Source organism: Pleomorphomonas sp. NRK KF1, assembly GCF_023721755.1.
GTDB lineage: Bacteria > Pseudomonadota > Alphaproteobacteria > Rhizobiales > Pleomorphomonadaceae > Pleomorphomonas.
Genome location: NZ_JAMDLH010000002.1, coordinates 112274 through 135350 on the forward strand (window position 1 = coordinate 112274; position 23077 = coordinate 135350).

19 protein-coding genes and 1 riboswitch are annotated in these 23077 nt (G+C 64.5%); of the genes, 12 read left to right on the forward strand and 7 right to left on the reverse strand.

From position 1 onward, the window contains the following. Nucleotides 1-6 precede the first annotated feature (6 nt). Both M4J39_RS05965 and M4J39_RS05970 read right to left on the reverse strand, forming a co-directional pair. A complete protein-coding gene (locus tag M4J39_RS05965; protein WP_251726911.1) occupies nucleotides 7-1899 on the reverse strand; it encodes a peptidylprolyl isomerase in 1893 nt (630 codons plus the stop codon). Between the two features lie 152 nt (nucleotides 1900-2051). Further along, entirely contained in the window at nucleotides 2052-2546 is a 495-nt protein-coding gene (locus tag M4J39_RS05970) for a TIGR00645 family protein (protein WP_251726912.1), read from the reverse strand. Nucleotides 2547-2700: 154 nt separating this feature from the next. Between M4J39_RS05970 and tpiA the strand changes: the two genes are divergently transcribed. The 6 genes from tpiA (at nucleotide 2701) to thiM (ending at nucleotide 8980) form a co-directional block, all read left to right on the forward strand. Beyond that, nucleotides 2701-3444 carry a triose-phosphate isomerase gene (tpiA, locus tag M4J39_RS05975; RefSeq protein ID WP_251726913.1) on the forward strand — a complete coding sequence of 248 codons (744 nt, stop codon included), beginning with the start codon at nucleotides 2701-2703 and terminating at the stop codon, nucleotides 3442-3444. 295 nt (nucleotides 3445-3739) lie between these two features. After that, nucleotides 3740-5071 (forward strand): dihydroorotase, encoded by a 1332-nt coding sequence (locus M4J39_RS05980; RefSeq protein WP_251726914.1) that lies wholly within the window; start codon nucleotides 3740-3742, stop codon nucleotides 5069-5071. 1 nt (nucleotide 5072) lies between these two features. Next, complete coding sequence (moaC, locus tag M4J39_RS05985; RefSeq protein ID WP_251726915.1) at nucleotides 5073-5552, forward strand: cyclic pyranopterin monophosphate synthase MoaC; 480 nt, start codon at nucleotides 5073-5075, stop codon at nucleotides 5550-5552. A 235-nt stretch (nucleotides 5553-5787) separates the two neighbouring features. Further along, complete coding sequence (locus M4J39_RS05990) at nucleotides 5788-7005, forward strand: amidase family protein (RefSeq protein WP_251726916.1); 1218 nt, start codon at nucleotides 5788-5790, stop codon at nucleotides 7003-7005. A 172-nt stretch (nucleotides 7006-7177) separates the two neighbouring features. After that, complete coding sequence (locus M4J39_RS05995; protein WP_251726917.1) at nucleotides 7178-7921, forward strand: phosphotransferase family protein; 744 nt, start codon at nucleotides 7178-7180, stop codon at nucleotides 7919-7921. Nucleotides 7922-8009: 88 nt separating this feature from the next. Continuing rightward, nucleotides 8010-8113, forward strand: a riboswitch (TPP riboswitch). A 60-nt stretch (nucleotides 8114-8173) separates the two neighbouring features. Next, complete coding sequence (gene thiM, locus M4J39_RS06000; RefSeq protein WP_251726918.1) at nucleotides 8174-8980, forward strand: hydroxyethylthiazole kinase; 807 nt, start codon at nucleotides 8174-8176, stop codon at nucleotides 8978-8980. 2 nt (nucleotides 8981-8982) lie between these two features. On the opposite strand, the gene M4J39_RS06005 is transcribed toward thiM, so the two are convergent. The 4 genes from M4J39_RS06005 to M4J39_RS06020 all read right to left on the reverse strand — a co-directional run bounded on the left by M4J39_RS06005 (nucleotide 8983) and on the right by M4J39_RS06020 (nucleotide 14132). Then, complete coding sequence (locus tag M4J39_RS06005) at nucleotides 8983-10758, reverse strand: monovalent cation:proton antiporter-2 (CPA2) family protein (RefSeq protein WP_251726919.1); 1776 nt, start codon at nucleotides 10756-10758, stop codon at nucleotides 8983-8985. A gap of 63 nt (nucleotides 10759-10821) precedes the next feature. Continuing rightward, complete coding sequence (locus M4J39_RS06010) at nucleotides 10822-11940, reverse strand: ABC transporter permease (protein WP_251726920.1); 1119 nt, start codon at nucleotides 11938-11940, stop codon at nucleotides 10822-10824. Continuing rightward, complete coding sequence (locus M4J39_RS06015) at nucleotides 11937-13136, reverse strand: ABC transporter permease (protein ID WP_251726921.1); 1200 nt, start codon at nucleotides 13134-13136, stop codon at nucleotides 11937-11939. Before M4J39_RS06015 ends, M4J39_RS06010 begins: the two co-directional genes overlap by 4 nt. A gap of 3 nt (nucleotides 13137-13139) precedes the next feature. Further along, nucleotides 13140-14132, reverse strand: coding sequence for an HlyD family secretion protein (locus M4J39_RS06020; RefSeq protein ID WP_251726922.1), 993 nt, complete (start codon nucleotides 14130-14132; stop codon nucleotides 13140-13142). Nucleotides 14133-14252: 120 nt separating this feature from the next. Between M4J39_RS06020 and M4J39_RS06025 the strand changes: the two genes are divergently transcribed. Next, entirely contained in the window at nucleotides 14253-14894 is a 642-nt protein-coding gene (locus tag M4J39_RS06025) for a TetR/AcrR family transcriptional regulator (RefSeq protein ID WP_251726923.1), read from the forward strand. A gap of 4 nt (nucleotides 14895-14898) precedes the next feature. Here the strand turns inward: M4J39_RS06025 and M4J39_RS06030 are convergent, their stop codons facing one another. After that, on the reverse strand, nucleotides 14899-15978 hold the full coding sequence (locus M4J39_RS06030) for an ABC transporter ATP-binding protein (RefSeq protein WP_371875405.1): 1080 nt from the start codon (nucleotides 15976-15978) through the stop codon (nucleotides 14899-14901). A 327-nt stretch (nucleotides 15979-16305) separates the two neighbouring features. Here M4J39_RS06030 and M4J39_RS06035 point away from each other — a divergent pair, with 327 nt between their 5' ends. The 5 genes from M4J39_RS06035 to M4J39_RS06055 all read left to right on the forward strand — a co-directional run bounded on the left by M4J39_RS06035 (nucleotide 16306) and on the right by M4J39_RS06055 (nucleotide 23076). Continuing rightward, complete coding sequence (locus M4J39_RS06035; protein WP_251727567.1) at nucleotides 16306-18654, forward strand: alpha-L-rhamnosidase; 2349 nt, start codon at nucleotides 16306-16308, stop codon at nucleotides 18652-18654. 68 nt (nucleotides 18655-18722) lie between these two features. Then, entirely contained in the window at nucleotides 18723-20021 is a 1299-nt protein-coding gene (locus M4J39_RS06040) for an ABC transporter substrate-binding protein (protein ID WP_251726924.1), read from the forward strand. 238 nt (nucleotides 20022-20259) lie between these two features. Continuing rightward, nucleotides 20260-21150 carry a carbohydrate ABC transporter permease gene (locus M4J39_RS06045; RefSeq protein ID WP_251726925.1) on the forward strand — a complete coding sequence of 297 codons (891 nt, stop codon included), beginning with the start codon at nucleotides 20260-20262 and terminating at the stop codon, nucleotides 21148-21150. Then, the gene (locus tag M4J39_RS06050) at nucleotides 21147-21980 is read left to right on the forward strand and encodes a carbohydrate ABC transporter permease (protein WP_251726926.1); all 834 of its coding nucleotides are present in this window, start codon (nucleotides 21147-21149) and stop codon (nucleotides 21978-21980) included. The genes M4J39_RS06045 and M4J39_RS06050 overlap by 4 nt, the downstream gene beginning before the upstream one ends. A gap of 73 nt (nucleotides 21981-22053) precedes the next feature. Continuing rightward, the gene (locus M4J39_RS06055) at nucleotides 22054-23076 is read left to right on the forward strand and encodes a LacI family DNA-binding transcriptional regulator (RefSeq protein WP_251726927.1); all 1023 of its coding nucleotides are present in this window, start codon (nucleotides 22054-22056) and stop codon (nucleotides 23074-23076) included. The last annotated feature ends 1 nt before the right edge of the window (nucleotide 23077 follow it).

The window sequence follows — 23077 nt, forward strand, 5'->3', positions numbered from 1 at the left end:
TCCACGTCAGTTGGCGTTACTGGTTCCGATCACAGCGTTGAGCAGCGACTGGTTGACCGTGGTGCCCAACTCTTCCTGCGCGGCGCCAAGATACTGGGCATAGAGGTCCTTCGCCACATCCGAAGCCGCCTGATCGGCAATGACGATCGAGTCGCCCGCTCCTTCCGGCATCGGCGAATTGACGACGTTGGCCACCGTGAGCACGATGCGCGTGCCATCGAGCCCGGGGATGGCGGCCACGTGTCCCTTGGGACCGGCAAAAGCGGCGTTCACCCCCTCCTGCCCCAAGCCGGCATCTCCCGCCTTGCGCGTCACGCCGGAGGCCGTCGCGACTTCCACCATGGCAGACTTGGCCAGGTCATCGATCGACGTTCCGGCCCTGAGCGCCTTCGCCATTTCCTCGGCTTTGGCCGTCAGCCGGACCTGGGCTTCATCGTCGGTCCAGGCGACGATCGCCTGGTCCCTCACCTCGTCGAGCGCGCGGTCGCGACCCGGGACCACCTTGACGACGTTGTACCAGATGAAGCCGTGGCTGACGGACAAGGGTTCGTTTTCGCTCCCCTCGTCAGCGGCGAAGGCAGCCTTCAGAAGCTCGGCCTGATCGGGCAGACCGGCCACAGGCAGGCTGTCAGTACCATTGCCTTCGGGATCCACCTCGGCGGTGACGAGCTTCAGCTTGAAGCGGTTCGCCACTTCCTGCAGCGTCGCACCACCCGCCAGAGCATCCTCGATCTCGTCGTGCATTTCCAGTACGGATCGTTCGGCCGCCTTGGTGGCAAGCGCCTTGCGGATGTCGGGCGCCACTTCGGCAAGCGCCTTCGTGTGAGCCGGTTCGATCTCGGTGACGCGCAGCAAGACGGTGCCGAAGGACGACTTGATCGGTTCGCTCGGAACATTGAGCGCCAGACCGAAAGCCGCCTCGGCCACGGTCGGATCGAGCACCTTGTCGCGGGAGAGCAGGCCGAGGTCGACATCCTCGGGCTTGGAGCCGGCATCCGTGATGAGCTGGTCGAAGCTCGCGCCACCCTTGAGCTTCTCGCTGGCGGCCGCCGCCTCTTCGGGTGTCGCATAGAACAGTTGCTGGATGCGACGCTGTTCGGGCGCACCGTACTGGTCCTTGGTGCGCTCATACTCGCGCGACACGCTCTCCTCGGTGACGGCCGAGGGATCGGCGATGGCGTCCGGCGTCAGGGCGAACGTCTCGATCGTGCGGAACTCCGGCGCCCGGAACTTGGCCTTGTTCTCTTCGTACCACTTGGCGAGAACGTCGTCGGACGGTTTCTCGATCGGCTCCACCTGGGCGCGGGCCAGCGTGAGGTAGCGAATGTCGCGCGCCTCGTTCTGATAGCGATAGAGCGCGCTGACCATGGTCTTCGGCACGGTCAGGCCGCCAACGAGGCCGGACGACAGCTGCCAGCGCAACTCCGCCGTACGCCGCTGGGCGATGAACATGGACTCGTTGAGGCCGCTCTGATTGAGAAGCTCGGTGAAATAGTCCCGATTGAAGCTCTGAGCCCCCGGCGGCCTCAGTTGCGGATCGTCGGCGATGCCCTGGGCCAGTCGCTCGTCGGAAACACCGAGGCCGGTGGAGGCGGCCATGTCGGCCACGGTCGCGTCGGCCAGCAACGAACTGAGGATTCCCTGCGGCAGGCCGATGGCACGCGCCATGTCGGGGGTGATCGCCTGACCGAGCTGACGGGCCAGTGTTTGCGACTGCCGCTGGTAGGCAAGCTGGAATTCGCCGAGCGTGACCTTGGTGTCGCCGACCGTGGCGAGCGTATCGGTGTGAGAGGCCCCAAGCCGAGAGCCGACGCCCCAGCCGATGAAGGACAACGTCAGGAGGCCCAGAAAGATCTTCGCAGGAAGCGTATTCGCCCCGCGGCGCATTGAATCAAGCATTATGTCGTCCGTCTCGGGGGCGCGCGCGCCCATCCATCCCAGTCACGCCACCGGTCTCGCAGGGACCGCTTCGGCGCGCGGGATCATAGGGGCGGCGGCCTTATGCCGCAAGCACCGGTTTTGCCCGACAAAGGGCCGAAATCCGGCTCCGATCAGTGCTTGGCCATGATCTTGTCGAGTACGCCGAGCATCAGCGCCGACACCACGAAAGTGACGTGCATGACCACCTGCCACATGATCTGGTTGTCGGTGTACTCCCTGGCGTTCAGGAAAACCTGCAGCAGATGGATCGAGGAAATGGCGACGATCGACGAGGCGACCTTGATCTTCAGGCTGCCGCTGTCGAGCTTGCCGAGCCAATGGAGTTCGGCACCGTGATCGTCGAACCGGCCGACGAAATTCTCGTAGGAAGCGATCATCACCATGACGAGGAGACTGGCGACGAGCGCCGCATCGATCAGGCCGAGCATCGCGAGAATCATCTCGGCCTCCTCGTAGACGAAGACATTGCCGATGACCTTCCAGAGCTTGACGCCGAAGGATAGGCCGTAGACGGCGAGCGCCACGGAAAGCCCGATCAGAAAGACAACGAGAATCCAGCGGCTTCCCAAAATGATACGCTCGACGACCGTCTCCAGTGCCTTCATAGTCAATAGCCCTTGCTAGCGTTTTGCACCTGCCGGATATAAATGCGCTTGCGGGTTTTCGCCTACAAGATCATCTTCCAGGCCGCTCCAAGGATTCACGCCGGCCCGGTTCGGAATGGTCCACGCCCACAACGCACATCGAAGGAACGAGAGCATGTCGGTCAAGCCGCTGGTTGCCGGAAACTGGAAAATGAACGGCCTCAAGGCCTCCGTCGCCGAATTCGAAGCCATCGCCGCCGGCTATGACGCCGCCCTCAAGGCCAAGGCCGAGCTGGCCATCTGCCCGCCCTTCACGCTCGTCGCCACCCTCGCCGCGAAGGGCCTGCTGCCCGTCGGCGGTCAGGACTGCCATGCCAAGGTTTCTGGCGCCCACACGGGCGACACTTCGGCCGAGATGCTGAAGGACGCCGGCGCCACCTATGTCATCGTCGGCCACTCCGAACGCCGTACCGACCACGCCGAGACCGACGCCGTCGTCAAGGCCAAGACCGAAGCCGCCTGGCGCGCCGGCCTCGTCGCCATCGTCTGCGTCGGCGAAACCCATGCCGAGCGCACCGGCGGCAAGACCCTCGAAGTGGTCGGCACGCAGGTCGCCGGTTCGCTGCCCGACGGCACGACCGCGGCCAACACCGTCGTCGCCTACGAGCCGGTGTGGGCCATCGGCACCGGCCTGACGCCGACCGCCGCCGACGTCAAGGAAGTGCACAACTTCATTCGCAAGGAACTGGTGAAGCGCTTCGGCGCCGATGCCAATGGCATCCGCATCCTCTACGGCGGCTCGGTGAAGCCGTCGAACGCGGCCGAGCTGATGGCCGTCGAGGACGTGAACGGCGCGCTGGTCGGTGGTGCCTCGCTGAAGGCCACCGATTTCCTTGGCATCGCCGCAGCTTACAAGTAATACTATCGGCTCCGGCGCCGTCTCCTTCGAGGGCGCGCCGGAGCCGACACCGCATGTACCGCCAGGAGGGCGGGCCGCCACCCCTCTCCAGCTCTTCCCGAGAATGGGAAGAGAGCTTGTCGAGACGACCGCCCCCTCTTGGGTCGCGTGCCGGATCGATGGTCGGTCTCGCCGGAGCGCGAGCGGCGCCGTCTTCCCGCCGGAAGGCGGAGAGGGGTAAATCTAGCGATTAAGTGGAAAGACCGATAAGAGGTCTTCCTGCCGGCCTTGGGCCACTCGCATAGGACCACGCCCCATGACTTTCGATACCGTCCTCAGAAACGGAACAGTCGCCAACCACGACGGCATCGGTGTGCGCGACATCGGACTTCGCGATGGCCGTATCGCCGAGATTGGCGACCTTTCCCAAGCATCAGCCGGCGAGACGATCGACTGTACCGGCCTGACCGTGTTGCCCGGCGTCATCGACAGCCAGGTGCATTTCCGCGAACCCGGCGCCACCCACAAGGAAGACTTGGAGACCGGCTCCCGTGCCGCCGTCATGGGCGGTGTGACCGCCGTCTTCGAGATGCCCAACACCAATCCGCTGACGACCACCGCCGAGCGCCTTGCCGACAAGGTGGCGGCCGGCAGCCATCGCATGCACTGCGATTTCGCCTTCTGGGTGGGCGGCACGCACGGCAACGTGCGCGACATTCCCGAGCTCGAACGCCTGCCCGGCGCTGCCGGCATCAAGGTCTTCATGGGGTCGTCGACCGGTGACCTGCTTGTTGCCGATGACGAAGGTGTCGCCGCCATTCTCGGCGCCACGCGCCGCCGCGCCGCCTTCCATTCCGAAGACGAAGCGCGCCTCATCGAGCGCAAGCCCTTGCGCGTCGCCGGCGACCCGTCGAGCCATCCCGTCTGGCGAGACGTCGAGGCAGCTCTGAAGTCGACCCAGCGGCTCGTCCGCATCGCCCGCGCCAAGGGCGCCCGCATCCATGTGCTGCACATCTCCACCGGCGACGAGATGGACTTCCTGAAGGACCATAAGGACGTCGCCACGGTTGAGGTCACGCCGCATCACCTGACGCTCACCGAGGCCGACCATCAGCGGCTGGGTACCCTCGTTCAGATGAACCCGCCCGTCCGTTCGGCCGCCCACCGCGACCGCATCTGGCGCGGCCTCAAACAGGGCATCGCCGACGTGCTCGGCTCCGATCATGCCCCGCACACACTGCAGGAAAAGGCCAAGCCCTACCCCGACAGCCCCTCGGGAATGACCGGGGTTCAGACCCTGGTGCCGATCATGCTCGACCACGTCAATGCCGGTCGCCTGACGCTGCAGCGCTTTGTCGATCTGACCTCGGCCGGCCCGGCGCGCATCTTCGGAATGGCGCGAAAGGGACGCATCGCCGTCGGCTACGACGCCGACTTCACCATCGTTGACCTCAAGCGCCGGGAAACGATCCGCGACCGCTGGATCGCCTCCCGGTGCGGCTGGACGCCTTATGACGGCGTCGAAGTCACCGGCTGGCCGGTTGGAACCGTCGTGCGCGGCCGGAAGGTGATGTGGGAGGGTGATCTGGTTACGCCTTCTTCCGGCGAGCCGGTCCGTTTCGTCGAAGCGCTGCCGCGAGGGACCTGACATGACGCGGCCCCTCAGCCATCTCGACGAGAAAGGCGCCGCCCACATGGTCGACGTCAGCGAAAAGGCGATCACGGCCCGCACCGCGATCGCCGGCGGCAGGGTGATGATGACGGCCGAAACGCTGGCGCTCATCATCGACGGCCGCACGCCGAAGGGCGACGTGATCGCCACCGCCCGCATTGCCGGCATCATGGCCGCCAAGAAGACGGCCGACCTCATTCCCCTTTGCCATCCCCTGCCGATCAGCAAGGCGGCTATCGACATCTCGCCGGATCCAACCTTGCCCGGCCTTGAGATCACCGCCATCGTCCGTTGTACCGGCAACACCGGCGTGGAGATGGAGGCAATGACCGCCGTCTCCGTTGCCTGCCTCACGATCTACGACATGGTCAAAGCGGTCGAGAAGGGCGTACGCATCGAAGCCATCCGCCTCATCGAGAAGGATGGCGGCAAATCCGGCCGTTGGCTCGCCGACTAGTCGTCTTGCCGACATGGCGGGGTTATCGGATCGGTTGAGGATAACCGGTTGAGGATGCGACGGTTTCGACCGACTTTCTCGCTCCAAGTGCGGGGCATGGTGCGTGCGGACTTCCGGACCGAGCGTGCAGGCGCGACCGTATCCACCGCCGATTGCCCCTACCATTCGCTTTGCGTTGTCCCTCGTCCCGAATCGTGGTCTGCCGGGCTTTGGGGGCAATACACGAGTGGAAACCATGTCCGAAATCGTTCCGTCCGACCCGTCCGGTTCTCTTGTCGAACGGCTGGATCTTCCGCCTGTCGGAAACGGGCCGCTGGATGGCATGACCTTCACGGTCAAGGACAATATCGACGTCGCCGGCCATCGAACGTCCTACGGCAGTCTTGCCTGGAGGGACGCTCACCCCGCACCGGTGCACAACGCGGTGTGTGTCGATCAACTGCTCTCGGCAGGGGCGCGTTGCGTCGGCAAAGTCGTGGCTGACGAGTTTACCTACAGCCTCGACGGAGAGAGCCAGTTCTTCGGAACGCCACGCAACGCCAAGGCGCCGGAGAGAGTTCCCGGCGGCTCGTCCAGCGGATCGGCCGCATCCGTGGCGAATGGGTTGGCGCATTTCTCCATCGGCACGGACTCCGGCGGATCCATCCGCGTTCCGGCCAGTCTGTGCGGGCTGTGGGGCATGCGCCCTTCGCTCCACCGGATTTCGGAAGCCGGCGTTCTGCCCTTCATGCCGAGCGTCAGTACGGTTGGCGTGTTGGCCGACCGGTTCGAACACCTCGACGCGGCGGCTCGCGTCCTGCTACGGAGCGGGTCACGAGCAGTCGCCCCGCTCAGGCGTCTGTTGCTGCTGACCGACGCGCTCGATGTTTCCGACAGGGCTGTGCAAGAGCAGGCCAGCGCCGCGTTGCGCCGCATTGCCGACAAGGCCGGAGTTCCGCTGGAGTCCGTTCGATTCTCCGAGATCGCAGGAGAAGACCTTCCGCTTGGCGACTGCAACGTCAAGGCTCTACGCGACATGCAGACGGCCGAGTTCCAGAGCACGATCGGCAACTGGATCGAGACCGCCAAGCCGACGCTCGGCACGACCTTTACCCTGGCCTACGGCAACGTACGGCGCTTCGACCGGGTTGCTGCGCTGGACAGTCTTGTCCTCTGCGAGCGTTTCTTCGAGGCGATCAACGCGTTCCTTCCGACCGGCGTCATGATCTGCTTTCCAACGACACCGGTCATAGCGCCTCTCAAAGGAACGCTGACGACCCTCAAGAACGTGCTGGACTTCTACGACCGCACCATGACCATCACCGCGTTCTCCGGCGTCGGTCGCCTGCCCGAGATTTCCGCGCCCCTGCTGACGATCGACGGTTGCCCTGTGGGCCTGTCCTTCGCCGCCGGACACTATCAGGACGAGTTCCTGTTGGCGTCGGCGCGCCAAATCCTCGGGGTCGCGGCCTAGCACGGTCGCGAGACCGCCAGGTGAACAACAAAGCTGGCCGGCCAAGAATGGCGCCGGACGCGCCCAATGGACCGGGCGATGAAGGGACCGGCGATCGGGGAAAAAAGCGACGGTCGCCCTTCTTTTCCCTGTAGAATGGGGGCGGTTGGGCAGCAATCGACAGGATTTTGGAATGAGCGAGATCGGCCGTCGGCTCGGCTCAGGCAATGAAGCCGAAGTGTTCGAATACGGAGAGTTTGCGCTCAAGCTCTACCGAAGCGAGTCCCGGAAGGCCGCCGCATTTCGGGAAGCGTCCAATCTGTCCATCCTCGAACAGCTCGCCCTGCCAACGCCGAGGATCCACGCTGTCGGTGAGTATGGCGGCCGCTGGGGCCTGGTGATGGACCGCGCGCATGGCCCGAGCTTCGCCGATCGGATGATGTCGGGCGACCGGAGGGCGCATATCGAAGAGCTGGCACGACTGCACCTTCTCGTTCACCGTCAGCCAGGAAGCGCCCTGCCGGATCTGAAAGAGCGGCTGTCAGCCAAGATCCGGCGCGCCGAAGAGCTTGATGACAACGCGCAGGACCGCCTCCTTCGCCAACTCGACGCGCTGCCGGATGGCGACAGCCTATGTCATGGCGACTTTCATCCCTGGAACATTCACGGCTCCGCCAACGAGATCATGGTCCTGGACTGGGTGGATGCCTGCAGTGGCACGCCGGCCGCCGACGTCTGCAGAAGCTATGTCCTGATCCACCAAGCTGACCCGATGGCAGCGGCCGAGTACGTCGACGCCTATGCCAGACTGGGCGGAACGACGGCCGCCGATATCATGGCCTGGCTGGCACCAGTCGCTGCCGCTCGTCTGGCGGAAAGGATACCTGCCCAAACCGAGGACTTATTGAGGCTCGCCGGTGTACCCTCCAAAGTGTGATGGTGGGTCGGCGGGATGGATGTCCGCCACGATACGCCACGCTCCGCCTCGGCTACTTGCGCCGCTTTCCCGTCCCGCCTATGCTCGCGCCGTCTCAAGGGGGTGTCCGGCCTGGCCGGACTGAGAGGAGCGATCCAACCCCACGAACCTGATCCGGATCATGCCGGCGGAGGGATTGAGGCGAGCGGCCCGGACTGTCCGGCAGCCACACGTCTTCTTGTCCGCGGGCGATCTTCGCGCAAGGAGCCCGCGATGACCACCCTGACGCTTGCCGACGTTCACGCCCTTCATGAGAAGGTGCGCGCCGAACGGCCGCTCGTACACAACATCACAAATTTCGTGGCGATGAACGTTGCCGCCAATGTGCTGCTCGCAGCCGGTGCCTCACCGGCCATGGTCCACTCCATGGACGAGGTGGAGGACTTCGGCCGCATCGCCCGGGCGCTGACGCTGAACATCGGCACGCTGTCGTCCGACTGGATCGCGGGCATGAAGCTCGCGGCAGCCGTCTACAAGACTGCCGGCAAGCCCATCGTGTTCGATCCCGTCGCCGTCGGCGCGACGCGTCTCCGCAACACCGCCTCCGCCGACCTCGTCGCCATGGGGCCGACGGTGATCCGCGGCAACGCCTCCGAGATCATGGCGCTTTCGGGCGTTGCCGGTCTCGCCTCCAAAGGGGTCGACAGCTCGGCGAGTTCCAATGCCGCCCTCGACAGCGCGGTCGCGCTGGCCCGGTCGAGCGGCGCGGTGGTCGCCGTCACCGGCGAGGTCGACTACGTCACCGACGGCGCGCGAACCGTTGCCATCGACGGCGGCCATGAGCTGATGCCGCTTTCGACTGCGCTCGGCTGTTCTCTGACCGGTCTCGTCGGGGCCTTCGTCGCCATCGCTCCGGCGTTCGACGGTACGGTGGCGGCGCTTGCCGTTTACGCGGCGGCCGGCGCCATTGCCGGCAAGCGCGTCAAGGGACCGGGCTTCCTGCCGCAGGAACTGTGCGACGCGCTCTACTCTCTCGATCTCGCGGAGCTCGAAGCCAACGCGGCGATACGCACCGTCTGACGTCAGGACTCGTCTGCCGCCAGCTTCCTGGGTAGTGTCAGCGGTTCGGGAACCGGCCGTGTCGTCAGGTTCTCGCGACCGGCCATGACGCCGCCTTGCACCTGCGCCAGCAGTCGCTCGGCATCAAGGCGGCGGATGGTGGCGAGCGCCTCGGTCGTCCGCTCTTCGCTGCAGCCGAGCGCCCTAAGGCCCTCGGCGCCCATGCGCAGCGCCGCGTCGAAGGTCTCGCGCACCTCCACATCGACACCGGCGCGGATCAGCTCGATCGAGTGGACGCGGTCATAGGCCCGGACCAGCAGCCGGGCCAGCGGGAAGTTCGCCTTGACGAGCTCGACGATACGGTTGGCGTCCTTTCGGTCGTCGACACAGACCATGATCACCTCCGCCTCGGCGGCACCTGAGTGCTCGAGAGCGTCGAGCCGGGTGCCGTCGCCATAGAAGACGCGGAAGCCGAACCGGCCCGCCTCGCGGATGCGGTCGGGATCGTTCTCGATCATGGATACGTCGACGCCGCGAGACAGCAGCAGTTGCGCGGCGATCTGGCCGAAGCGGCCGAAGCCAACCAGCAGCACCCTGCCACGCAGATCGCGCGCCTCCTCGACCCCGTCGAGCGACTTCACCTCCCCGCGCCGAAAGTGGCCGGCAACGACGAGCACCAGCGGCGTCAGGGCCATGGAAAGGATGATGACCGTGGAAAACAGCGCGGCATCGTCGGACGGAATGACGCCGCCACTCGCCGCCGCCGTGTAGAGTACGAAGGCGAACTCGCCGCCTTGGGCAAACATCAGTGCTCGACGAAAGGCGGACCGATGATTTGAACGAAAGAGGCGCGCCACCGTGTAGATGCCGATCGCCTTCACCACGACGAAGGCGAGCAGCAGGCCGACCAGCAGCGGCCAGCGCTCGGCGACGACGCGAACGTCAAGCGACATGCCGACCGCGAGGAAGAACAGGCCCATCAAAAGGCCCTTGAAGGGCTCGACGTCGGCCTCGACCTGATGACGGTAGCTCGACCCCGACAGCATCACGCCGGCGAGGAAGGTGCCCATTGCCATGGAAAGGCCAACCCGTTCCATCAGCAAGGCCGCGCCGAGGACAACCAGCAAGGCACCGGCCGTCAGCACTTCACGGGTACGGGCCCGGGCCAGCAGTCCGAAGAAAGGATCGATCAGGAAGCGGCCGGCAATGAGCAGTGCCGCGACGGCCGCGACCCCAAGCCCGATACCGATCCATCCGTTGTCGCTGTGGCTGACCGGCGACAGCCAGGCCACCAGGGCCAAAAGCGGCACGATGGACAGGTCTTCGAACAACAGGATCGACACTGCCTTCTGCCCGTCTGGGCCGGCCAGTTCGCCTCTTTCCTGGAGCATCGACATGATGACCGCCGTCGACGACAGCACAAAGCCGGCTCCGGCGATGAAGGCTGGAATCGGCAGGAGACCGAACAGCAGAATGGCAACGGATGTCAGCAGGCCGGTACAGGCGACCACCTGGGCAAGCCCCAGACCGAAGATCTGACCACGCATGGCCCACAGTTTCTGTGGCCTGAGTTCCAGACCGATCAGGAACAGGAACATGACCACGCCGAGTTCCGACACGTGCAGCATGGCGGCGGGATCGGAGAACAGACCAAAGGCCGAGGGGCCGACCAGGGCACCGGCGGCAAAATAGCCCAGGACCGAGCCGAGGCCGAGCCGACGGAAAAGCGGCACCGCCAGGACTCCGGCCGAAAGAAGGACCACTACCGGACCGATCGTCGACCCCAGACCCGCCGCCATGCCGCACCTCGCGTCAGTGTTTTTCCGAGTGTGGTCAGAAACCGTCCCAGCGCGCAAGTCGGCTCAGGCGGAGCGGCCTTTCTTCCACCGCTCGATCGCGACGGCGAGCGTCGAGTAGGCAATGCAAAGGGCGAGCTGAACGAAAATCGCCGTCTCGACCGACCTGAGATCGGCGCCCATCTGGTTGACCCGGACCAGCGCAGGCACGGCCGTCGTCGACGGAATGGCGAAAGCCACGGTGCGGAGAAACTGCGGCATGGCCTCGGCCGGCCAGGAAACGCCGGACAGGAAGAACAGTGGCATGCCAAGCACGACCAGAAAGAAGATGACGCCTTCCTTGCTGGGAATCAGCCGGGCAACGGCAAGCCCCATGGCCGTGACGGCGGCCAGAAAGGGCACGGCAACCGCGTACATGACGGCAACGTCGCCAATGCGGGGCAACCGGTAGACCCAGGGCAGCAAAACAAGCACCACCCCGGCCCAGAGACTGTAGAGGGCGACGTAGACGATCGCGTCGGCAAAGGTCGATAGCCCGCCGGCCGAACGGCGCCCCGCCTTGAGATTGCCGATCCCCATCAGAAGCGTCTGCTGCAGGATCAGCACGAAGACGGCCGGCAGGACGAAGCTCGCATAGCCACCGGTCGGGTTGAACAGCGGCACGGTCGTGACACGCAACGGCTCGACGATCGCCATGGCCTGCGCCGCGTCGACGCCGGACGCGGTGAGCCGCCCGACTTGCACCTCGGCGCCCAGGCTGCGCGCCGCGTTGGACAGCGCCGAGGACATGACCGAGTTCAGCAGGAAGTAGCCACCGTCGGAGAAAACGGCGATGGGCGCGGCGCGGGCGGCGAGAAGGTCGCGCTCGAACCGCGGCGGCACGACGACGATGCCGTGGACCTGACGCTTCAAGAAGAGCGCGCGCGCCGAGGGCATGTCGGCGGCATAGTGGGCAACCGCCACGGCATCGGCGGCGTCGATGCGGCGGATCAGCTCACGGCTCAACGTCGAGCCATCCTGATCGATGACCGCGACCGGCATGTCCCGTACCACTTCGGAGAGGTAGGGCTGAGGAAAGAACACCGAAAAGAACAGCGTGGCGCCCAACATGGTCGAGCGGGCGCCCTTGTCGTTCCAGATGGCCAGGATCGCAGCGGCGATCTCGCGGAAGAAGGCGCCGATCATCGGGCAACCTCCTTGCTTGCCGCAAGCCTGGGACGACCATGGCGCCACAGGAGAAGCAGAGTGACACCGCCATAAACCAGTGCCAGCGAACACAGCCAGGCGAAGGCCGGCATGGAAATGTCGAGCGGCGCGCCACGCAGGATGTTGTCGGTCCGAAGCTCCAGGTAGTGCGTCACCGGCAACAGGTCCGCCCAGACGTCAGAGAAGCCGTTCATGGACAGGCGTGGGAAGGTTATGCCAGTGAAGCCGAAGGCCGGCCCGGTGATGACGCCGACGGCGGCGAGCGCCGATACCGTGTCGCGGGCGACAAGCGCCGCCGCCGCGCCGAGCATCTGGGAGGCAAGTACGAAGACGACGCCATAGGCGACGTGAAACGTGAGGCTGCCACCAAAGCGCGCGCCCATCGGTCCGAACAGCAGCGCATCGGCGCCCCAGAGCACCAGGAGATAGGCGAGCGTGTAGGGAGCCAGCTTGCCGGCCGCCGTTCTCGTGAGAGTACCGCCGAGCCGGAGCGACTTGCCGAGGCCGGCGACTCCCTGACGATCCCGAGAGAAGGACAACGCCGCGCTGGCGCCGATGAAGATCTGCAACACGGTCGGCATCACCGCCGCCAGCAGGAACTGGACATATTCGAGGCTGGGGTTGAACAGCGCGCTCTGGCGGATCGGCACGGGAACCACCGCCTGCGTTGCGCTCTCCACGTCGGAGCCACGAGCGACACGCGCCTCGACCGAGATGCCGGCTGCCACCGTGCCGAGCGCGCCGCCAACCGAGCGGGCAACCAAGCTACCCGGCGTCATGTACTGGTTGTTGTAGAACAGCACCACTTCCGGTCTGCGTCCCGCCAGCACGTCGCGCTCGGTGCGGGGCGGGATCAGCACCACGCCGTAGGCTTGCCCCATGAGGAGCCGTTGCCGTCCCTCGCCGAGCGTGCCCTCCTCGTGAGTGACGGCTACCTCGGGTGTCGCATCGACGATGCGCACCATCTGTCGCGACAGCGTCGAGCGATCCTGATCGACGACCGTGATCGGAAGATCACGCGGCAACCCAAGCTGAAATACCGCCGCAAGCAGGACGAACAACAGTAACGGGAAAGGCGCGAGCATGAACATCAGCCCGGGGCGGGCGCCGATCTGTCGCAGTTCGGCGAGAAGAACCCGCCGGAAGCCGGCCGCGAGGTGGGCCTTCCGCGCCATGGTTCAGCGGTCCATGAGCCGGGGACCGGACCAGTCGATCAACCCGCTCATGCCGGGGCGTAGGCCTTCGACGGTTCCCTCCGGCCTTGCTCGCACTTCGAAGGTGCGCAGGTCGAAGTCGCCGGTTGCCTTGGTGGCGCGCCAGTTGGCGTAGGATCCTTGGGCGTTGATGACGGTGACGTGGGTTTCGATCTCGCGACCGCCCAATGCCGGCACGCGCACCTTCAGCGTATCGCCGACGGCAAGGCCGTTCAGCAGGTCTTCCCGAACGTTGAAGGTGAACCAGGCGTTGTCGATATCGACGATGGAAAGAAGCGGCGTGCCCGCGCCGAAAAGCTCGCCGATCTCGGCGGTACGCGCCGTCACTTCGCCGGCGATCGGCGCCGTCACCGTGAGTTCGGCAAGGTCGGTCTCGATCTGGGCGACGGCCGCCGCGGCCTGCTCGACCTGCGCTACCGCCACGGCCTTCTGCTCGGGGCTGTTGCCCTTGATCGCGAGCTGGAGGTTGGCCTCTGTGGCGGCGCGAGCCTTGATCGCGGCGTTGAGCTTGTTGGAGGCTTCGTCGAGCACCTGCTCGGAGGCAAACGACCGCTCCTGCAACTGACTGACGCGGTCGTAGGTCTTCTCAGCGAGGAGAACGTCGGCTTCTGCCTTTTCCCGTTCGGCACGGCGGGCGTCGATCATCTCCTGCCGCGTCGAGAAGGCAAGCTCGCGGTTGGAGTTGGCAACCGCCAGCGCCGCCTTCGAGGTATCGAGCCCGGCCCGAAGTGCCGGGCTATCCAGCTCGATGACCAGATCGCCGGCAGACACCCGATCGCCAATATCGACCGGCGTCCTGACGACGCGACCGGCGACGCGCGCGGCGAGGTCGACGCGGGTCGCTTCCACTTCACCCTGAAGCATCAGCGGTTCGGGGTGTTCGACCGCCCAGAGAACGGAAAGACCGAGGCCGGCGGAGGCCAGCAGAGCGATAACAAGGGGGCGCCAAGCGGACAACGGTTCTCATCCTCGCGATCCGCAGCCGCGATCCAGTCGGATTCGGCTTGCGAAAATATGGAAAATCATTGTTTTCTTTATTTCCCGACGCCACCCTATGTCAAGCAAGAGGGAACCATCATGGTCGACAGCACTCAGCCCCCAACGCGCGGTCCCGGACGGCCACCGGTCAGAAGCGAGGACGAAACGCGCGCCCTGATCATCGCGGCTGCGGCGAAGGCCTTTCTGGAAACGGGTTACGTTCGGACCGGCATCGATACCATCGCACGCGATGCAGGCGTATCGACGCGGACGCTCTATCGCCTTTTCTCCGCCAAGGAGGACTTGCTGAAGGAGGCGATGGAAGCCCGAATCGACGCCGCGATCGGCAGCCTCGACGCGGCGCGACTGGCGCGGGTCGATCCGCGCGCCAGCCTTGAAGCCTTGCTGTCCAGCTACGCCGACCTTGCGCTGTCGGATGAAGCCGTGCGCCTCACTCGCCTCATCGCCGGCGAGCGCCAGGAGGTGCCGGCGCTTGCCGACAGCTACCGGCAGGCCACGGCCCGCATCACCCAGGCATTCGAGACATGGGTTAGCGACCACCAGGAAAGTGGTTTTCTGCGCGCCGGTGACGTCGAGACGGTGGCGCATCTTCTTCGCGGCACGATCAACGAGGCGCAGCGACAGATCCTTCTCGGCCTCCGGGGACCATTCACCCCAGACGAGCGGAGGAACTGGGTGAAGGCGTCGATCGCCCTGTTCCTGGATGGATTTGCCGTGTGATCCCTTAGCGAATGCGCAGGCCAGTGTCCGAATCGAACAACAGAACGCTTGCGGAATCGAACCCGATGTCGAGCGTCGCGCCCCGCCAGCCCGGCGGCAGGAAGCGCGCCTCGGCGATCACCTGTTCTCCGTCCGGCGATCGGCCGTAGGCGTAGGTTTGCCCGCCGAGATTTTCCAGAACCTCGATAGGCAGAACCATCATGTGTGTGCCCGTCTGGTGGAAATGCTCCGGCCGGACGCCGGCCAGCACCGCCGCGCCGGCTGCGAGGTCCGCTTCGATGGGGAGCCTCAGCACCAGATCGAACGCGGGAATGCGGACTTCGGTGCCGGCTTCCGTCCGACCACCGACGATACCCTTCAGGAAATTCATCTTGGGCGAGCCGATGAAGCCGGCGACGAACAGGTTGTCAGGATCGGCATAGAGATCGATGGGGCGTCCGATCTGCTCGACCCGACCCGACCTCAGCACGACGATCTTGTCGGCCAGCGTCATCGCTTCCACCTGATCGTGTGTCACGTAGATCATCGTCGTCTTCAGTTCGCGATGCAGGCGGGCGATCTCGAGGCGCATCTGTACGCGCAGCTCGGCGTCAAGGTTGGACAGCGGCTCGTCGAACAGGAAGACCTTGGGATTGCGGACGATCGCCCGACCTATGGCGACGCGCTGGCGCTGGCCACCCGACAACTGCTTGGGCTTGCGATCGAGCAATTCCTCGAGATGAAGCACGCGGGCCGCCTCCCCGACCTTGCGGGCGATCTCGGCCTTGGACGCACGATTGATCTTCAGGCCGAAGCCCATGTTTTCCGCCACCGTCATGTGCGGATAGAGCGCATAGGACTGGAACACCATGGCGACTCCGCGCTGCGAAGGCGGCGTCTCCGTGACGTCCGCACCATCGATCTCGATGTTCCCAGACGTGGTGTCCTCCAAGCCGGCGATAAGGCGCAATAGCGTCGACTTGCCGCAACCCGACGGACCAACGAAGACGACGAACTCGCCGCTGTCGATGTCGAGATCGACCGAGTGAATGACTGCGAGCTCGCCAAAGCTCTTGCGCACGCTTTCGAGTTTCAGTCCCGCCACGTTGTCCTCCCGTCGGCGCTTGCTGCCCGGACGCGAAGCGGCCGGAATCCCTGTTTTTCAGAGTTTTTGAGAGACGGCTCCCATTCCGTCGTCCTCGACTTTGGTGCCGATACTTTTCGCCATCAGCCCTCTTTACAATTTTGTAAACTGGTCTACACTTTTTTGCAAGTGAGGTCGGTATGGGTGAACGCAGTCGTTTCTCTTCTATGTAAACCGGTCTCCAAACGAGTCGAGCCGCAAGCTGAGCCGGCGACAGGAACAAGAAAAACAAGAACGGCCCGCCGACGGTTGGCGGTCGGTTCCGGGAGGACAGGACAGATGAACGTGATGGGATCGGGCGCCCGCGCCACTGCCGGCGCATCGCGTGCCGCTGACAGGCACGCATGGACGGCCCGAATGATCCGCCCGCTCTCCGATGCCGGCGTTGGCACACGGCAGCCATTCCTGCGCAAGACTTTCGAGGCCAAAGGGGGCGGCCAGGCGATCCTGAGGATCAGTGCGCTCGGGCTCTATCGCGCCTTCATCAATGGCAAGCGGGTCGGTGACGATCAGCTCACCCCTGGCTGGACCGCCTATTACGACCGCCTGAGCTATCAGACCTATGATGTCGGCTCGCTCCTCGTCGACGGCGAGAACGTCATCGATATCTGGCTGGGCGATGGCTGGTACCGTTCGCAAATGATGTGGGCGCACGAACACGCTCTGCTCAACACCTGGGGCGACCGTATCGCCGCCATTGCCGAAATCGAGTTAGGCGGGCGAGCGATCCTGGCGTCCGACACGACGTGGTCAAGTGGCCTCAGCCCGGTCGTGAAGTCCGGCATCTACTTCGGGGAGACTTACGACGCCCGCCTTGAAGGTGCCCCCGCCGATCAGGGGGCGGTACTTCATGAGGATTTCGACCCTCGGGTGTTGGTCGCCCATGAGGTCAACGGGGTGAAGGAACTCGACACGCTGAAGCCGGTCTCGTCCTTTCAGGATACCGAGGGACGCACGATCTACGACTTCGGACAGAATGCCGCCGCCTACGTTTCCCTCAAGGTGAAGGGCGAGGCTGGGGCAACCATCCTCGTCGAGCACTCGGAAATCCTCGACAAGGGCGAGTTCTGCAACACCAATCTCCGCTCGGCTCCCTGCCTCGTCACCTACATCCTGAAAGGTGCGGGCGAGGAAGGCTATCGACCGATCTTCACCTTCCAGGGGTTTCGCTTCGCCCGCGTCACAGTGACGGGCAAGGCCGAGATCGTCGACATCGCCTCCGTGCCGATTTCTTCGGCCGTGACTCGCACCGGCTGGCTGACCACCGGGCATCCGCTGGTCAACCGTCTCGTCGAGAACTCCGTCTGGTCGCAGCGCTCCAACTTCGTTGACGTGCCGACCGATTGCCCGCAGCGCGACGAGCGCCTTGGGTGGACCGGCGATGCGCAGGTTTTCGCGGCAACGGCCTGCTACCTCCATGACAGCCACGACTTCTTCATCAAGTGGCTGCGCGACGTGATGGCCGACCAGAGGGCGGACGGCGAGATCGCCCACGTCGTTCCCGACCCGACACGCGGACATGAGGATCTCTACGCCGGCTTCTACGGGTCGACCGGCTGGGGAGACGCCATCTCGATCGTGCCGCACGCGCTCTACCGTCATTACGGCAACCTCGACATTCTTCGCGAGACGTTGCCGGCCATGATCCGCTGGAACGATTTCGTCTGGTCGATCAGCAACGGACCGATCGTCCGGCCACCACGCCCCTGGGCGGGACGCGGGTTCACCTTCGGCGACTGGCTACAGCCGAAAGGTCCGAGCGAGAAGCCACTGCCGACCATCGGCGACGACGCGGCTGCGACCATCTATCTCCACATCGCCGCGAAGCTGACTGCCAAGATTGCCGGCCTCGTCGGCGACGAGATCACCGAAAAGCGTCTGTCCGAGAGGGCAGAGACGGTGAAGGCCGCCTTCGCGCACGAGTTCATCACGCCATCGGGCCGCCTTGCCTATGACGACCAGACCTCCTACGCCCTCGCCTTCCTGCACGACCTCATCCCCGAGGACAAACGAGCGGCCGCGAAGGAGTATTTCAAGGCGACCATCGCCCGCGCGGATGGCCGCATCGGCACCGGCTTCATCGGCACCCCGGCGCTTCTGCCCGCTCTCATCAAGATTGGCGAGCCGGAACTCGCTGAAGCGGTATTTCTCCAGGAGGAGGTGCCGGGCTGGCTCTATCAGGTGAAGAACGGCGCGACGACCATCTGGGAGCGCTGGGACGCCATCCAAGCGGACGGCTCGGTGTTCGATCCGTCGATGAACTCCTACAACCACTACGCATACGGCGCGGTCTGCCAGTGGCTGTTCGAGGAGGTGGTCGGCCTCAGGCCCGACGAGGACGAGCCGGGCTTCCGGCATATCGTGTTCGAGCCGGCGATCATCGCGGCACTATCGCCGGTTGAAGCCGCTCATGACTCGATTGCCGGCCGCGTCGAAGCCGGCTGGCGCATCGAAGGCGACACCGTCACCTGGGAGGTCACCGTCCCCGAGGGAGCGCGCGGCACACTGGTCGTGCCCGTGGGTGCCAGGAACGTCATTCTCGACGGGAAACCGGTCAGTCGGGGCACCGAAGAGGGCAAGCAGCGCCTCGCCGTGGGAAGCGGGCGCCACATCGTCATATTCGCCGTCGCCCGCTAAAGGCGGGCGATTTATTCTCCGCCCCGACCGAGAGGACGGCCGGGCGGTTGACCAAGGGAGGAGAGACAATGACCTACGAGATTTCCCGCCGCCTTCTGGTGGCGGCCGCGGCCGGCAGCGCCCTTGCGCTGTCCTTCGCCACCCCGGCCTTCGCCGAGGTAAAACTGACATTCCTGGTCGATAACGCGGCGGCGACCGTGACCGCTTCCGAAGCGCTGGCGGCCGCCTTCCACGCCAAGAATCCCGACATCTCCGTCGAGGTCGAATCCCGACCCGGCGGCGGCGAAGGCGACAACATCGTCAAGACGCGCCTTGCCACCGGCGAGATGACCGACGTCTTCATGTACAACACGGGATCGCTGTTCCACGCGCTCAACCCGCAGCAGAACATGCTCGACCTTACCGACGAGTCCTACCAGTCGGACATTATGGACACCTTCAAGTCGGTGGTCAGCGAAAACGGCAGGATTTACGGGGCTCCCTTCCGCACCACCATGGGCGGTGGCGTGCTCTACAACAAGAAGATCTACGCCGAGCTCGGCCTCAAGGTACCCAAGACCTGGCCCGAGTTCATGCAGAACAACGCCATCATCAAGGAAAAGACCAAGGCAGCCCCGGTCATCCAGACGTTCAAGGATACCTGGACCTCGCAGCTGTTCTTCCTGGGCGACTTCTACAACGTGCTGCGGGCAGTACCGACCTTCCCGGAGGACTTCACGGCCAACAAGGCGAAGTTCGCCACCACGCCGGCCGCCATCAAGGGCTTCGAGCATCAGGAAGAGGTGTTCAAGGCCGGCTTCCTCAACGAGGACTTCGGGTCGGCGAGCTACGACGACGGCCTGCGCATGGTCTCGACCGGCGAAGGCGTCCATTATCCGATGCTGACCTTTGCCATCGGCAACCTCTTCGAGACCTACAAGGACAATCTCGACGACGTCGGCTTCTTCGCCTTGCCCGGCGACGAGGCCGCCAACAACGGACTGACCGTCTGGGTCGGCGAAGGCATCTACGGATACGCTCAAACCGAGCACCCTGACGAGGCCAAGAAGTTCATGGCCTTCGTCGCCAGCAAGGAAGGCTGCGACGTACAGACCGAGGCGATCGGCGCCCTGGGCCCCTACATGACCAAGTCTTGCACGCTGCCCGACGACGTGCCGTCGCCCACCAAAGACCTCGTCTCCTACTTTGCCGAGGGCGCCAAGAACGCGCCGGCGCTGGAGTTCCTGTCACCCGTCAAGGGACCGGCCCTCGAACAGATCACCGTTGAGATCGGCTCGGGCATTCGGTCTCCGATCGATGGCGCCAAGCTCTATGACGAGGACGTGCGCAAGCAGGCGCTTCAGCTCGACCTGCCCGGTTGGGAATGAGGCCAGAAGCCAGGGAGCCGGCCGGCAATCGGCCGGTCGTCCTTCGGGCTGACCTCGCGAACGCCCCAAGAAGTCCTGCGACTTTTCGGATGGATGATCCAAGGCGGTTTCTGCAAAGCAAAACCATTCTTGTGCCGGAACTACGCTTGGCTTCGAGATAAAAGACTCTCCTCCCAAGAAGCGGTCTCGCGTTCGCGCGGGGTCGCATCCGACCGGATGAACCCAGCTGGAGTGCCCCATGACAACTCAGAACAAGAAAGGCACCCGCCGCGCGTTCGCGGCGGCTTACCCGAGCTGGTTCTACCTGCCGGCCGCCGTCATCTTCGGCATTCTCTTCCTGTTCCCGACCTTCGCCTCGCTGTTCTTCAGCCTGACCCGCTGGACGCTGTTCAAGTACTCCTTCATCGGCCTGGACAACTTCCGCCAGTTCTTCAGCGAGCCCTTTCTGGTCTGGGGCCTGATCAACACGCTGATCTATGCCGTCGTCACCTCAGGATCGAAGGTCGTGCTCGGCATGCTCCTCGGCATCCTGCTGACCTCAAACGTGATGATGCGAGGCCTGCTGCGCGCCATCGTATTCTTTCCGGTCCTGGTGTCGACCATCGGCGTCGGCATCACCTTCACCATGCTGATGCATCCGACCAACGGCCTCATCAACGACGTCATCGCCGTCTTCGGCGTCAAGGGACCGGCCTGGCTGACCGACCCGCGCTTCGCGCTGCTCTCCGTCGCCTTCGTCGACGTCTGGAAAGGCGTCGGACTGGCGACGGTCATCTACATCGCCGGCATCGTGTCCATCCCGGCCGAGTATTACGAAGCCGCCAAGATGGATGGCGCCAATGCTCTACAACGCTTCTGGAACGTGACGTTGCCACTCGCCCGCCCGGCCACCGTGACCGTGATCATCCTCAGCCTGATCGGAGGTCTCAGGTCGTTCGACCTGATCTGGGCGATGACCAAGGGCGGGCCGGGCTTCACGACCGACGTCGTGGCCTCGGTGATCTACAAGCAGTATCAGGCTGGCTTCTACGGACTCTCCACCGCCGGCAACGTCGTGCTGTTCGTGCTGGTGGCCGCCATCGTGGTACCCCTGTCCTTCGTCCTCAATCGCAGGGAGGTCGAGGCATGACCGCCAAGAAGCTGAGATATTACGCAACGGGCATCCTGTCGCTCGCCGTCGCCTGCATCGTCTTCGTCGTGCCGTTCCTGTTCATCGTCGTCAACGCGCTGAAGGACAAGCCGGAAGCGGCCCGGCTGCACTTCACTTGGCCGACCGAGACTCACTTGTGGGAGAACCTGGTCGCCGTAGTGCAGGCGCGCGACTACATGCTGATCACGGCCTTCGTCAACTCGATCATCCTGACGGTCGTCGCGGTGACCGGGCTCGTCGTTTTCGGCGCCATGGTCGGCTTCGTGCTGCAGCGGCGCCCATCGCGCTGGAGCGGCCTCATCAACTTCATGGTGCTGGCCGGCCTGATCATGCCGCCGGCCGTGGTGCCGACGATCTGGCTGCTGCAATGGCTCGGCCTGTTCAAGACGCTGTCCGGGCTGATCCTGATCGAGATCGCCTACAGCCTGTCTTTCTCGGTGCTTCTGTTCCGCGCGTTCATCGCCACCATCCCGCGCGAGCTTGACGAAGCGGCGATTCTAGAGGGCGCGGGACCATTCACGCTGTTCTTTAGAGTCGTTCTGCCGCTGTTGAAGCCTGTGGCGGTCACGGTGATCGTCGTCCAGTCGGTCGCCATCTTCAACGACTTCACCAACCCGCTCTACTATCTGCCGGGCTCCAAGAACGCGACGGTGCAGCTGACGTTGTTCAACTTTCAGAGCATGTTCAACACGTCGTACAACCTTCTTTTCATGAACATCCTGATCATCACCATACCGCCGCTGATCATGTTCCTGTTCTTCAACCGGCAGATCGTCGAGGGCATGACGGCGGGCGCTGTGAAGGGATGACATGACCGTTGCCGGCAAACCGGGGTGCATATAGAGGAAGCTAGGGGAAACCGGCGAAAACGGGCGGAGAATCATGAAGCGTGCGACGATCAAGGAGGTGGCGGAGGCGGCCGGCGTGTCGCGCGCCGCCGTCTCCAAGGTGCTGCGCAACGCCTACGGCCTGTCCGACGACATGCGAACGCGCGTCGAGGCGGCGATGGCCGCCCTCAACTATCGTCCGCAGACGGCGGCGCGCGGCCTCAGAGGTCGGACCTACACGCTCGGCATCGTCTTGCCGGATCTCCGCAATCCGTTCTTCCCGGACATCCTCGACGGTGTCATCTCGACGCTCAGGAGCACCAACTACGAGCCGCTGATCGGCTTTCGTCCATCGGCGGAAGCCACCGAGAGGCATGCCATCGAAACCATGCTCGATCGCAAGATCGACGGGTTCCTGATGGTCGCCCCGCTGCTCGAAGAGTCCTATCTGACGACGGTCGCCACCTCAGTGCCGACGGTAATGATCGGACGCCACGACCGCGACTGCGGCTACGACACGGTCAACAATGACGATCGCAACGGTGCTCGCCTCGCTGTCGAGCACCTGATCTCGCTCGGCCATCGCAGCATCGCCTATTTCGGCCTCGAACCAGCATCCGCCGCTCCGAACAATTCGACAGCCCTTCGTCTGGTGGGCTATCGAGAGACCATGATGGCGCACGGCCTCGCCGACGGTATTTCGGTTTTCGACGGCAGCCATTTTCTCGGCGAGCGCAACGACGAGGAAGTGGCCCATCGCATCCTGAAAAGCGAGCGACGCCCGACGGCCGTGTTCTGCTGGACAGACACGGTGGCGTTCACATTGATGGCCGAAGCGCTGAAGCTCGGCATCAGAATACCGGAAGACCTCTCGGTGGTCGGGTACGACAACGCGCGCATCGCGGCGTTGCCGCAGCTCTCTCTGACCTCGATCGATCAGTCGGGGCACCTGCTCGGGAGCGAGGCGATGAAGCTGCTGATCGAGCGGATCGAGGGACGACGAACTGATCGACACATCATCCTGCCGCCCCGTCTCGACGCAAAGGGATCGACAGGTCCGGCTCCGGCGCGGGCTTGAC